Source organism: Vibrio maritimus (assembly GCF_021441885.1).
Lineage (GTDB): Bacteria > Pseudomonadota > Gammaproteobacteria > Enterobacterales > Vibrionaceae > Vibrio > Vibrio maritimus_B.
Window position 1 is genome coordinate 3,180,616 of record NZ_CP090438.1, and the last position, 12,344, is coordinate 3,192,959.

The 12,344-nt window shown below is 45.2% G+C and carries 15 protein-coding genes and 1 riboswitch; of the genes, 8 read left to right on the top strand and 7 right to left on the bottom strand.

Annotated elements, in window-relative coordinates:
• The first annotated feature begins 47 nt into the window (after nucleotides 1-47).
• The 3 genes from LY387_RS14475 (at nucleotide 48) to LY387_RS14485 (ending at nucleotide 2,898) form a co-directional block, all read left to right on the top strand.
• Nucleotides 48-1,115: a site-specific integrase gene (locus LY387_RS14475; RefSeq protein ID WP_234494601.1), complete on the top strand. Its 1,068-nt coding sequence runs from the start codon at nucleotides 48-50 to the stop codon at nucleotides 1,113-1,115.
• 167 nt (nucleotides 1,116-1,282) lie between these two features.
• The gene (locus LY387_RS14480) at nucleotides 1,283-2,053 is read left to right on the top strand and encodes an EAL domain-containing protein (protein ID WP_234494603.1); all 771 of its coding nucleotides are present in this window, start codon (nucleotides 1,283-1,285) and stop codon (nucleotides 2,051-2,053) included.
• Nucleotides 2,053-2,898, top strand: a complete 846-nt coding sequence (locus LY387_RS14485; RefSeq protein ID WP_234494604.1) for a helix-turn-helix transcriptional regulator — start codon at nucleotides 2,053-2,055, stop codon at nucleotides 2,896-2,898. Before LY387_RS14480 ends, LY387_RS14485 begins: the two co-directional genes overlap by 1 nt.
• A 14-nt stretch (nucleotides 2,899-2,912) precedes the next feature.
• On the opposite strand, the gene LY387_RS14490 is transcribed toward LY387_RS14485, so the two are convergent.
• Entirely contained in the window at nucleotides 2,913-3,065 is a 153-nt protein-coding gene (locus LY387_RS14490; protein ID WP_234494605.1) for a hypothetical protein, read from the bottom strand.
• On the bottom strand, nucleotides 3,062-3,268 hold the full coding sequence (locus tag LY387_RS14495; RefSeq protein ID WP_234494607.1) for a hypothetical protein: 207 nt from the start codon (nucleotides 3,266-3,268) through the stop codon (nucleotides 3,062-3,064). Before LY387_RS14495 ends, LY387_RS14490 begins: the two co-directional genes overlap by 4 nt.
• Before the next feature lie 310 nt (nucleotides 3,269-3,578).
• Here LY387_RS14495 and LY387_RS14500 point away from each other — a divergent pair, with 310 nt between their 5' ends.
• Together LY387_RS14500 and LY387_RS14505 are read left to right on the top strand one after the other, a co-directional pair.
• Nucleotides 3,579-4,094: a hypothetical protein gene (locus LY387_RS14500; RefSeq protein ID WP_234494609.1), complete on the top strand. Its 516-nt coding sequence runs from the start codon at nucleotides 3,579-3,581 to the stop codon at nucleotides 4,092-4,094.
• A 25-nt stretch (nucleotides 4,095-4,119) separates the two neighbouring features.
• The gene (locus LY387_RS14505) at nucleotides 4,120-4,689 is read left to right on the top strand and encodes a BRCT domain-containing protein (RefSeq protein ID WP_234494611.1); all 570 of its coding nucleotides are present in this window, start codon (nucleotides 4,120-4,122) and stop codon (nucleotides 4,687-4,689) included.
• A gap of 89 nt (nucleotides 4,690-4,778) precedes the next feature.
• Here LY387_RS14505 and LY387_RS14510 read toward each other — a convergent pair whose 3' ends face one another.
• On the bottom strand, nucleotides 4,779-5,354 hold the full coding sequence (locus LY387_RS14510) for an outer membrane beta-barrel protein (RefSeq protein WP_234494612.1): 576 nt from the start codon (nucleotides 5,352-5,354) through the stop codon (nucleotides 4,779-4,781).
• A gap of 216 nt (nucleotides 5,355-5,570) precedes the next feature.
• Between LY387_RS14510 and zur the strand changes: the two genes are divergently transcribed.
• Together zur and LY387_RS14520 are read left to right on the top strand one after the other, a co-directional pair.
• Nucleotides 5,571-6,023, top strand: coding sequence for a zinc uptake transcriptional repressor Zur (zur, locus tag LY387_RS14515; protein ID WP_419153413.1), 453 nt, complete (start codon nucleotides 5,571-5,573; stop codon nucleotides 6,021-6,023).
• A gap of 8 nt (nucleotides 6,024-6,031) precedes the next feature.
• Nucleotides 6,032-6,493 carry a chemotaxis protein CheX gene (locus LY387_RS14520; protein WP_234494614.1) on the top strand — a complete coding sequence of 154 codons (462 nt, stop codon included), beginning with the start codon at nucleotides 6,032-6,034 and terminating at the stop codon, nucleotides 6,491-6,493.
• A 72-nt stretch (nucleotides 6,494-6,565) separates the two neighbouring features.
• Here the strand turns inward: LY387_RS14520 and pmbA are convergent, their stop codons facing one another.
• A complete protein-coding gene (gene pmbA, locus LY387_RS14525) occupies nucleotides 6,566-7,909 on the bottom strand; it encodes a metalloprotease PmbA (protein ID WP_234494616.1) in 1,344 nt (447 codons plus the stop codon).
• Nucleotides 7,910-8,026: 117 nt separating this feature from the next.
• Between pmbA and yjgA the strand changes: the two genes are divergently transcribed.
• Nucleotides 8,027-8,554 carry a ribosome biogenesis factor YjgA gene (gene yjgA, locus LY387_RS14530; RefSeq protein WP_234494617.1) on the top strand — a complete coding sequence of 176 codons (528 nt, stop codon included), beginning with the start codon at nucleotides 8,027-8,029 and terminating at the stop codon, nucleotides 8,552-8,554.
• A gap of 60 nt (nucleotides 8,555-8,614) precedes the next feature.
• Here yjgA and thiQ read toward each other — a convergent pair whose 3' ends face one another.
• The 3 genes from thiQ to thiB all read right to left on the bottom strand — a co-directional run bounded on the left by thiQ (nucleotide 8,615) and on the right by thiB (nucleotide 12,062).
• Entirely contained in the window at nucleotides 8,615-9,319 is a 705-nt protein-coding gene (gene thiQ / locus LY387_RS14535) for a thiamine ABC transporter ATP-binding protein (RefSeq protein ID WP_234494618.1), read from the bottom strand.
• Nucleotides 9,303-10,937, bottom strand: a complete 1,635-nt coding sequence (gene thiP / locus LY387_RS14540; protein WP_234494619.1) for a thiamine/thiamine pyrophosphate ABC transporter permease — start codon at nucleotides 10,935-10,937, stop codon at nucleotides 9,303-9,305. Before thiP ends, thiQ begins: the two co-directional genes overlap by 17 nt.
• 126 nt (nucleotides 10,938-11,063) lie before the next feature.
• Complete coding sequence (gene thiB / locus LY387_RS14545) at nucleotides 11,064-12,062, bottom strand: thiamine ABC transporter substrate binding subunit (RefSeq protein WP_234494620.1); 999 nt, start codon at nucleotides 12,060-12,062, stop codon at nucleotides 11,064-11,066.
• Between the two features lie 142 nt (nucleotides 12,063-12,204).
• A riboswitch (TPP riboswitch) is annotated at nucleotides 12,205-12,325 on the bottom strand.
• Between the last annotated feature and the right edge of the window lie 19 nt (nucleotides 12,326-12,344).

Sequence of the window (12,344 nt, forward strand, 5' to 3'; positions counted from 1 at the left end):
ATGCCCCTATCAGTACGCATATAGTACGCATGGAAGGAGTAGGACAAATGGCATCATTCAGCATTAAAAAACGCACACTGAAAAGCGGAGAGAGCCGCTTTACTGTAGACGTCGTCGTCAAAAATAGGTCGGTGATTATACACAGAGAATCGAAAACATTCAGAAAAAAAGAACATGCCCGTACATACGGTACGAAACGGGTTAGAGAGTTAGAAGATCCGTACTCTGCAATGCAAAAATCCGTACCGCTATCCGTACTGCTAGATAAGTTTATGGAAGAACCTGATTTATGGGATAAAACAGGCAGAACCAAGCAGTACGTAATTCGAATGCTCAGAGACTGCGACATAGCCAAAGTGGAGAGCGACAAGCTCCGAACTAGCGATTTAATCGAGCACTGCAAAAACCGAAAAGCTGCTGGAGCTGGCGGTGCTACTATCTACCATGACATTGCTTACTTACGCTCTGTTATGAAGAAAGCCAATCCAGTATTCAATATCTCAGCTAACTTTAATGTATTTGAGGAAGCAGTGCCCGTTCTTGTAGATATGGGCTTGGTTTGTAAAAGCCAAAAAAGAACTCGCCGCCCCACTGGTGAAGAGCTTGAAGCACTAAAACAAGGGCTGATTGAACGCCAGAACGCCAGAGCCAATGGACAAGCTCGCATCCCGTTTGTTGATATTCTTGAGTTTAGTATTTTGACTTGCATGAGGATTGGTGAAGTTTGTTCTCTGCGCTGGGAGGATATAAACGAAGAACATAGAACAGTAGTTGTACGTGACCGTAAAGATCCTCGCAAGAAACAAGGCAACCATATGATGGTACCTTTATTGGGTGAGTCTTTTGATATAGCAATGACGCAACCTAAAAGAAGCGAACTTATTTTCCCATTTAACTCTCGAAGTGTTACTGCCGGATTCCAGAGAGTTAGGAACAAACTCGGCATAGAGAATTTACGTTACCACGACTTGCGACGCGAGGGGGCAAGTCGACTATTTGAGAAAGGGTATTCTATCGAAGAGGTCGCCCTAGTAACTGGGCATCGTAACTTAAACATACTTTGGCAAGTATACACGCAGTTATATCCGCACAAATTGCATGCTAAAACGTTTTAAGTATCGCCGCCAAAGACTGTGTTTAGACAACTTAGGTGACAGTGATTTTTGCTATCGCTTTTACTACACTCATTCTATAAAAATTACATCGTATTTTGATAATGACATATAAATCAAGTTGACCATAAAGGAGCTCAACGGTTAGCTTTCGCCCAAAAGGGTGAAAAATGTCTATTCTAAAATACGAAAATATACGAAATGGAATACGTATATCTACAGACAACGAACAAGCAAGCTTTGTCGATTTAGAGTTTCTCTCACAACCTATATCCTCCTCGAGAGAGTTGCACATCATAGGATACGAAGTCTTATCTTCTATAGAGAGTAGTTTCGGGGGGAACTATGAAGCTCAATCTTTCTTTGAGGATGTGAGTGATGAAACGATAAAGGCAGTGTTCATAGCGCAGTTAGAGGTCATTCAGCGTTTAAACAACTCTAGGCAGCACAAAAAGCCACTGTTTATGTCTTTAAACTTAACTTTATCTAGTTTGAACGATGATCTATTTGTCGAGAAAGTCGTAGCCATGTCCGAGACACCAATTGCAATCGAGGTAAACGAATACTCTTTGTCCTCTATGAATAGAGCTGTCTTACGAAACGTCAAAAAATTGCAGAGCAATGGACATGAAATTTGGTTAGATGACTACTCCCCTTCGAATGAAGATGCAAACAGGACTCTAGGGGCGATTAAATGGGATAGGATAAAAATCGACAAATCATTCCTTTACCGCTCTAGCAACGACTTTCAACCCTTCAAGTCATTAGTGAGCTTGCTAAAAAATTATTGCCGCAAGGGAATAATTGTTGAAGGAGTAGAGTCCAAACACCAACAGCAATGTGTAATGGGGGATTCTGTTTATATTCAGGGCTATGCCCTCGGTTACCCTTTACCATTGGTAAACGAAGAAACACTGTTAGAAAAAGGAATTGTTGATTAATGCTGCAGTTAACCGGCAAAGCTAACTACAACAGAGTTACTATCCTCAAAGAAAGTTTCACAGCAGGAACTCAGTCAACGAGCTACAAGTTGATCAGGATAAAGAATGCGGGAGGTTTTCTAGGGGGATTCGGTCGAGTAAAAGAGCTAGATGGAGATGCTGTCGCTTTCGTGAGTATTGGCATGCATTTTAATCTAGCCTTACATAGATCGTCGAAAGACAATATTATTGTAGACGTTATTGATATTACAAAAGAATACCTTCAATACACTTTATCGTGTATTCGCAAGCGTTCCTTGTCGAAGGCTACAGAAGACGTTGCTGCACACAATGATTCTAATAGTATTTATCAATCACCTTCGGAGTTAGTCGGACAATTGTTCGACAGCTTAGAGCGTTTAGCGGCGTCTGAGTGCGATCTAAAAGAAGCTATTTTTGACGCTGTCTTTTTTCGTATTATGGTTGAACTGTATCATGAGAGTCAGATTTTAGATGTAATCGAAGCTTCAGATTATAAAAACATTACTGACTGTATCTCCGAAACTATAAGCGAAGACCTGAGCAAAAAGTGGAAAGTAGAAGACATAGCTAATGCACTGAACATGTCTAAAGCGACGTTACAGCGAAAGCTAAAGGAGAGTGGGAGTGACTTCAGTCAAACAATTAATACTTGCCGCCTAGATCATGCAAGGAAATTACTAATGTACACAGATTTATCTGTCTCCCAAATCGCAGTAAAGTGCGGTTTTGATAGCCATGCTTATTTTAGCGCTCTGTTTAAAAAGAAGTATGGTATTGCCCCTCGGGAATTTAAGAGCTACGTCACAACGGGTCAAAGGACATGATGACTCGCTCGACATCAATTTGCTTTTTCGAGTTCCCGAACCCGCTCTTTTAACTCTGCGATCATCTGCTTTAACCACATAACATCTGTTTTAATTACTGCAACGATGGCTATCGCACTTCCAACTAGTGTGATAGCCAGTATTGCTATCGGTTCAAGCAAACTCATTTCCAACTCTTATACCCATCTCTTAGACACTCCCAAATACCAATCACGAACGGTGCAGCCACTCCAATCAAGCCCCCTACTTGCAAACCTTCAGGTGTCACGCTCGCCGTTAATAGTTCAGGGTGCCCCGTTGCCAGTGCCACACCTGCACCAATGAGCGCAAGCCCTTTCTTAGTCGATGTCTGTTTCAAATCTATTTTCATTGCTGTTACTCCTAGCCGTTGATGCGCTTCCAGATATAAGCGCTGATTAAAGCGGTCAAGATGCCAACCGCTAGACGTTGCATTACTTCTTTTTGGGTCATGCCAGTGCTACCCCTTGCGCTGCATCTTCTAATGAGTAGTAACGCCCGACTTCCATAATCGACATGGAATGCACTAGGCGAGTCCCCTACGACTCTCCATCAGTTTTCAAAGTCAAAATATTTACCATCATTCTCTCAAATACACAGAGTTTCCTAAAAAAGCGATGTTTGGTTAATGTATCGCCGACTTACTTTGTAGAGGCCGTATTATGTGTTCGAATACTCCCCAAAACCGTTACCCTGAGGCAGGTAGTGACGCAATCCGTCACATAATTGATAGACGCATAAAGACGAATAAAAACAGATTCATAAGAATTGATGAAGACAAGCATGTTGCTTTCGTAGTACCCCAAATTACCTGGTGCCCAATTAAACAAAATGGCTCTCTAAACAATGACCATTGGCACTACAACGTCGGTTTTGGATTCAGAGAAGCCCTCGACTTGCTCTACATCGAGAGAATCAGAAACAAACGTAAGGTTCGTCTATGGACCCAAGGCCCTAACATTGCATTCAAAGAAGGGGACTTCATTGAATCACGAGACAAAAATAAAGCGATTCAGGTTATCTATGCCGATGCGATGGGGTGGGATACAACTAAAAACAATATGTTCTATGGCAGCGTCACATACAAAGTCTACGAACGTTCAATTAATGGGTTAGCAGTGACTAAACAAAATACTGCGACCCAATTAGAGTTCCTTGAAATATTAATAGGCGGCTAACTCACCTTTTAGGGTAAAACTTACTATGACAATTTTTGAATTACTTGGCATTAAACCCGGCGAGGCTATTTCAGCTGATAACCCATGGTCTGATAGTGGCTACAGAGAAGTAATCCCTCTCGCTTTATCACGAAATGGTATTTCAATTCGAGCTATTGACTGCCGTTACGGTGATATTTGCTATGTTGGTGCGGACTGGGGGATCATCCTTGAAGATGGAAGTGAAATCAAACTCAGGGACTTCGCACTGATTAGCAAAAACCTCGAAGAATGGAATGAGCAGAAAGCCAAACGGGAATCAGCTAAACAGAGGCTCGTTAAAGAGCCGTCTATGATGGATATAGAACGCGAGCTGGCAACATTCGATGAAGTGCTTTCAACCATCGATATCCAAAACTTGAAAGTTGCAATCACAGGTACTCTGCCGCTGCCACGAGCGAAATTCAAAAAACTACTTGAAGCCAAGGGGGCTATCGTAAATGGGTCTGTAAGTAGTCACACTTCATTGTTGTTCATGGGTGACACCGGTAAATATGAAGTTACAAGCAAAATGAAAAAAGCGCATGCATTAGGAGTTAGAATCATAACTCTCTAACGTCGAATGGATGGCGCCGGAGCCGACTGTTTATCCTGCAGGTAAGTGTTATGCTCTACCTCTTGATGACCAAGGTAGAGCATTAGAAGTTAGAAGCGGTAATAGATACCAGCGTTGAAACCAGAGATCGTAGAGTTGAGGTCCACACCATCTTCTTCGAAATCAATATAAACACCGCGATAGCCGACAGTAAAAGCAAAGCCATTCTCTGCCTCGTAACCGAAATCTACGCCATATTGCCAACCAAGATCGGTCGAATCACTTGTCTCTCTATTCGCTGTAATTAGCTCCGTGGCTGTCGTTTTGTATTGTCCAATACCACCTACAAGACCAACATAGATTGGTAGATCTTTGATGTAGAACTTAGGCTTAAGATTCAAAGACACGCCTTGCCCTTCAAGCTTCAACACATTTTGGAAGTTAGCATCGCTTAAGTTTCTGTATTCCAGCTCAAAGCCAAGACCAACATTATCTGCCACCGCCATCTCATAACCAGCAAACAAAGCAAATGGCACTCCGTCTACATTTTCATTCAAGCTTATACCATTCATTTCAAGCTCTACTTTGTTGAATAGACCAACTTGCCCGCCGACATAAGGTGCATTTTGAGCGCCTGCGAAAGCTAAAGAAGGGGCTAATAGTGAGACTAATAAAAGTTTTTTCATTCTAATACCTATTTAATTATTATATGCAACCGAGGGCATTAAATAGAAATAACGAATACAAATCAACCACCTAGAATAAGAAACAGTCCTCATATCACATTCATTACACTGAAATTTGATTAAAAGATCATCTGGTGTCTCTTTGAACAATGAAACTAACGACCTATTGTGGGATTTAGTATAAAATGGGCGGAATTCGCTAAGATAGGTGGACATGTGGATCAGAAGCTAATCAAACAACTAGAAGATATTTGCTCGGCACGAGGAGTTCGTTTAACACCTCAGCGAAAGCGTGTGTATGAACTCATTTGTGAAAGTAACAAGGCGTCTAGTGCTTATGAATTACTTGACCTGTTAAAAGTGAGCGAACCACAAGCGAAACCGCCAACGGTCTATCGCGCTTTAGACTTCCTTTTAGAACAAGGATTTATCCACCGAGTTGAATCTACCAACAGTTTTGTCTCTTGCTGTTCATTTGGTGAGCATAAACACTATTCGCATCTGCTGATTTGTGACAAGTGCGGTAATGTCGTTGAACTACAAGATGGTATTCTGATAGCCTTGCTAAATAGCAACGTTGAAAAACATGGCTTCCAATTGTCAAACCACGTCATAGAAACTCACGGCACATGCCAGACGTGTTTATCATTGGAAGAGCAGAATAAATAGAAGAAGTTATGCGCGCTGAATTTGTAAATCCGTTTTTAGCCTCACTGATGAACGTGCTAAAAACGATGGCTTCAATGGAGATCAAGCCACTTAAGCCAAGAATTAAAAAAGACGAAATCGCTCGTGGCGACGTCTCTGGTCTAATTGGTATGGTAGGGAATCAAACCCGCGGCTCGATGTCGATTACCTTTGAAGAGGGATTAGCCCTCGAGATCATGCAAAACATGTTAGGGGAAAAACCCCACGGCTTAAATGAAGAAGTCACCGATATGGTGGGTGAAATTACTAACATGGTGACAGGCGGAGCGAAGCGTATCCTCGCGGAAAATGGCTTTGACTTTGATATGGCAACACCCGTGGTCGTTTCAGGCAAAGGGCATACCATTCGTCACAAATGCGATGGCGCTATTATCCTCATGCCATTTACCTCTGAATGGGGTAATGCCTTTATTGAGATCTGCTTTGAGTAGTCCTTAACATCTGAATGTTAAAAAGGGCGTCATTGCAAAATGACGCCCTTTTTCTATCTGGTTGTCGAGTAGTTATTCACCTGCGACTTTCATTGACTCGAGCAAGATAGAACCGGTTTGGATCTGTGAGCGAGTTTCGACATCATTGCCTACCGCTACGATCTGTTGGAACATCTGTGCAAGGTTTCCGGCTACGGTAATTTCAGAGACTGGGTACTGGATTTCACCATTTTCAACCCAGAAACCTGCTGCTCCGCGAGAGTAATCACCGGTGACAATGTTCACACCCTGCCCCATCACTTCCGTGACCAATAAACCGGTACCAAGCTGTTTGAGCATGGCATCAAAATCTTGCCCTGTCGATTTCACAAACCAGTTGTGAATGCCACCCGCGTGACCGGTTGGTGTCATCTTCATCTTACGCGCTGCATAGCTTGTTAGCAGGTAGGTCGCTAATTTGCCATCGGTAATGATATCCATGTCCTTAGTGGCAACGCCTTCGTTATCAAACGGGCTTGAAGCCAAACCGCGCAGTAGGTGCGGTTTTTCTTGCACTGAGAACCAATCTGGCAGAATCTGTTCGCCCAGTTTATCTAGCAAGAAGGATGACTTACGGTAAAGGTTACCGCCACTGATACCCATCACTAGGTGACCAATCAAACCAGTTGCCACATCGTTGGCAAACAGCACTGGGTATTGACCCGTTTTGACCTTTCTTGGGTCTAGACGCTCAACGGTTTTCTTGGCTGCCTTCTCACCAACAGATTCTGGAGTCCAAAGATCATCACGGTGGCGCGCTAACGTGTAGCTGTAATCACGCTCCATATCACCGTTTTCGCCCTGACCGATCACGCTACAGCTGATGCTGTGACGGCTGGAGGCGTAACCCGCTAGCAAGCCGTGCGAGTTACCGTAAACTTTTACACCGTAGTGGCTGTCATAGCTGGCACCATCGCTTTGTTTGATCTTATCGCTATATGCCAACGCAGCTTTCTCAGCGGCAATGGCTTTTTGTGCCGCGGTATCCGGGTTAGGCTCATCAGGATGGAACAAATCGAGATCTGGTATATCCGTTACCATCAGTTCTTTTGGCGCAGGACCAGCGAAAGGGTCTTCTGAGGTGTACTGGGCGATATCCAATGCCGCTGCAACGGTCTGCGCTATCGCTTTCTCACTCAAATCGGAAGTAGAGGCGCTGCCTTTTTTCTGTCCGCGATATACGGTAATGCCAAGTGCACCGTCACTGTTGAATTCTACATTTTCAACCTCGCACATGCGAGTGGATACGCTAAGACCTGTGCTCTTGGTGATCGCAACCTCTGCAGCATCTGCACTTACTGAAGCCATATCTAACGCTTTCGCAACTGCTGCTTCTAGCTCAGCTTTTTGCTGGGCGACTTGCTCTCTTACGTCCATATTTATCTAATTCTTTGCCAATAACTTTGTCTAGAATAACAAGGTTTTCGCATTCTCCCCAGATTTCTTGCTAAAATAGCGGATATTCGTAATGAGATAGTGATATAGGCAGACATCATGGCCCGCAAAAATCAGAAAGCGCCTTGGGAAGAGGAAGAAGAGATCATTTGGGTAAGTAGAACCGAAATGAAAAACGACATGGAAGAGTTACAAAAACTCGGCGAAGAGTTGGTTGATCTAAAACCTGCTGTGTTGGATAAATTCCCACTAAGCGAAGATCTGAGAGAAGCGATCGCAGATGCGCAGCGCTTTAAGAACGAAGCTAAGCGTCGTCAGTTGCAATACATTGGTAAGCTAATGCGCACGGAAGATCCTGAGCCAATTCAAGCCGCTCTTGATCGTGTACGTAACAAGCACTCTCAATCTACTGCAGCTTTGCACAAGCTTGAGCAATTGCGCGACCGCATCATTGCAGAGGGTGATGAGGCAATTGCAGCAGCAATGGAGCTTTACCCTGAGCTTGACCGTCAGCGCTTGCGTCAACTTGCTCGTCAAGCAAACAAAGAGAACAAAGCCGGGAAGCCAGCAAAAGCATTCCGTGAAATCTTCCAGATGCTGAAGCATGAAGAAGAGCAAGAGTTCTAAACGTTAGGCTCATCGTGATATCAAATAGGCAACGGCGTGATTCGTTGCCTTTTTGTTTGCCTAATGCGCAGCTTGTACAAATGCCGCTAATGCTTGGTTAGGGTGCGTTGAGGTTAATTCTTCTATCTCCCCGATTACCTCGATTTTGCCATTGGCAAGATAGGTAAAACGATTGGCAATAGCACGCGCGTCACTAAGATGATGCGTCACCATAATCACCGTTGCCTGTTTTTCTGTTGCCAAGTCTTGCACCACCGTCAGCATCTCTTTGCGCAGGATGGGGTCAAGAGCGGAAAAAGGCTCATCCAAAAGCCAAATAGGATGCGGCTGCACAAAACAACGCGCCAGGGCAACTCGCTGTTTTTGACCACCTGAGAGCTCTGAGGGTAAGCGAGTTAACATCTCTCCTAACCCTACCTTTTCTGCTGCACTGACCACCGTTGCCTTGTCCGAACTGGTCAGTTTGAGCGCGGGGTTCAACCCCAACCCAATATTGTCGAACACCGTCAAATGGTCGAAAAGGTTGTGCTCTTGAAATAACATAGAGAGGGGTCTTTCATGAGGCTGCAAAGACGCAATACCCCGCCCTTCGACCTCAATATCGCCAGATTCTGGCTGACAAAAGCCAGAGACCAAAGCCAATAGTGTTGACTTGCCAGCCCCGCTTGGACCAATAAGGGAAACAATATCGCCGCGTTTTACCTCGAGCGAGAAATGAAACCAATCACTGTGGTAACGATAGGCGACGTTATTTAGATTCAGCATGACGAGAGCTTTCCTGACGTTTGGTTTGAGACGTGACGGTATGTGAGTACGAGGCTCGATTCAATGAATCGGTGAGTGAAAAAATACCAATGCTGAAAGCAAATAGCACCAGTGACACCACCGCTGCGGCCTCAAGCTGGTAGCTCCCCATCAGCTGATAAAGGTAAAGCGGTAAGGTGTTAAAATCTTGGCTGCCAAACAGTGCAATAACGGTCAGGTCACCCATAGACAAAATGAAACTGATGGCAAAAGCATGCAGTATCGGAGCACGAATGGCACGCCATTCCATCAACCAGAACCGACGTAATCCTTGCATGCCTAAGCTCTGCCACAATGGATAGTACTGTGTCGCAATACGCTGCATCGGTTGATTTAGGGTTTTGATGACATAAGGTAGTGCCATCAAGGCATTGACCAACACCACGATGCCAAACGCCAAGCTAAATACGTTCGTCATGCCTCGCAGCAACAAGAAGGTTGCTGTACTGAGCACCAAGGCGGGCGTAACTAAGATGATGGTACCAATGAGCTCAATGCTATCGGCGCGACGTGGCTGAGATTTGAGCCTAAGCACACGGGTGGTTGAGAGTAAAATAACACCCACCAGCAGCGAGATACATGCCGCAAGTATGGCCACTTGGATAGACGTGCTGACAGCACTCCAAAAGCGCAGGTCGCTAAGCACGCCCGTCAACTTTGAGTTCAATCCACTGAGCACAATAGCGAGTATCGGAGGGATAACGAGCATTAGGGTTGCTATGATCCAAATACTATCCCAGCTCTTTTTCAACACCGTGTCTTTGGGCTGTAGGCTTGGTTTCGTGCGAAAATTACTCTTACCCGATACCTGTTTGCTAAAGCGTCCCACCAACATCACTAAAGAGGCGCAGATGCCCATCTGCCACAGCGCTAGCACAGCGCCAGTCTGTAAATCAAAATCAAACTTTATCGCTTGATAGATGGCAAGCTCGATGGTGGTCGCCTGTGGACCTCCCCCCAACGCCATTACCGTGGCAAAGCTGGTAAAGCACAGCATGAAGACCAACCCAATAACATGGGGAAGATGCGATTTGAGCCTTGGCCACTCCACCAAACGAAAACATTGCCAACTGTTCATACCAAGATGAAGCGCCAGTTTACGCTGCTCTTCCGGCACGCCTTCGATGGTCACTAACAACAGACGTGTAGCAAAGGGAAGATTAAAGAAAACGTGCGCTAGGAGAATTCCGTTTAGCCCATAGATGGAAAAAAGCGCCGAGCCATCATTCAACCACCTTGAAATGATGCCTTGATTACCATAGATGGCAACAATACCAAACACACCGACCAGAACCGGCATCACCAAAGTGGTAGCAAACAACTTGAGCAGCCACTCTCGTCCCCAAAAATGACGACGGGAGAAAGCGTGAGCGACAGGCACGGCTAGCCCTACGCTCAATAGCGTAGATAGGCTTGCTTGCCAAAAACTAAACTTGGCAACGTGCTGATAATACGGGTCAGTAAAGAGAAGACCGATATCGCTGATCGAAGAGTATGACAGCAGTGTCCACAGGGACGCTGACACATACACTGCGATAAACAAGGCGACCACTAAGCCAGCTTTAGGGGTTTGAATCACAGTTACCTCAATGGAAAGTGGATGCCTGAAGAAAGTCACTCTAGGGATGGGAAAGTGACATCATCGGTTAGCGAAAACCGCTCGCCCCCTATCTATATAAACGAAGGGCGAACGTATTTCTGGGCGTTACTTGATCAGCGCAGCTTGCCACTCACGAATCCAAGCTTTGCGATTGCTTGCGACTTCATCTGGTGAGAACGACAGAGCTTTCGCTGGAACAGTTAGGTTTTCAAACCCTTCTGGCAGCTTACTATCTACAACAGGGTACATCCAGTTTCCGGTTGGGATGTTGGATTGGAAGCCGTCCGATACAATGAACTGCATAAACTCGTCGGCGAGTTTCTGATTTTTACTGCCCGCTACTTTCGCTGCAACTTCAACCTGAGTGTAGTGACCCTCAGCAAAGTCAGCCGCGACAAAGCGATTATCTTGCTCAGCAATAATGTGATAAGCCGGCGATGTGGTGTACGACAATACAAGATCCGATTCACCCTCTAGGAACATCGAATAAGCTTCTGACCACCCCTTAGTCACGGTCACGGTTTTCTTCGCTAGCTGCTGCCATGCCGCACTAGAATCGTCACCGTAGACCGACTTCATCCAAAGCAATAAACCTTGTCCTGGTGTGGAGGTGCGAGGGTCTTGGAAGATAACCTTTAGGTCATCACGCTGCTCGACCAGCTCCTTAAGGCTCTTAGGTGGGTTAGTCACTTTCTCTTTGTTGTACACAAACGCGAAATAACCGTAGTCAAATGGGACAAAAATATCATTGCTCCAACCGTTTGGTAGCGACACGGAAGACAAGTCTGCGTTGTGCTTGCCGAGCAGGCCTGATTTCTTCGCTTCACTCATCAAGTTGTTGTCCAAACCCAGCACCACATCGGCTTGTGTGCTGCTGCCTTCTAGGCGCAGTCGATTAAGGATCGAGACACCATCGTCAAGAGCAACAAAGTTTAGATCACAGCCACATTGTGCTTCGAATGCTTTCTCAATCGCAGGACCAGGTCCCCAGTCAGAAGCAAACGAATCATAGGTGTAGACCGTCAGCGTATCGGCTGCGGCAAGATGAGAGGTCGCAAGAAGTGCGGTCGCTAGAGCGACTTTGGTGATTGAGTGGTTTTTCACTGGTTCTGTCCTTAGTTATTGTTGTCAGATCCAGAAAAAATGTCGTAACGTTCTATAGCAGCAAAGAGCTATTGAACGCGATGCGATGGACAGAAATAACAGTCACCAGACATCATGATTCAAACCAAGTGAACATGCTCAGTGAGTATTGCAGCCTCATCCCTACGCCAGCATTATCTGGATCAGGGCTGTTCTCGAAAGTACGCGGGTATCAGGCTTCGCCTTCTCTCAGCACCACTGCTAGTGCACCCCGTGAGTTACAACCTTTTGCAGGCGAATTGT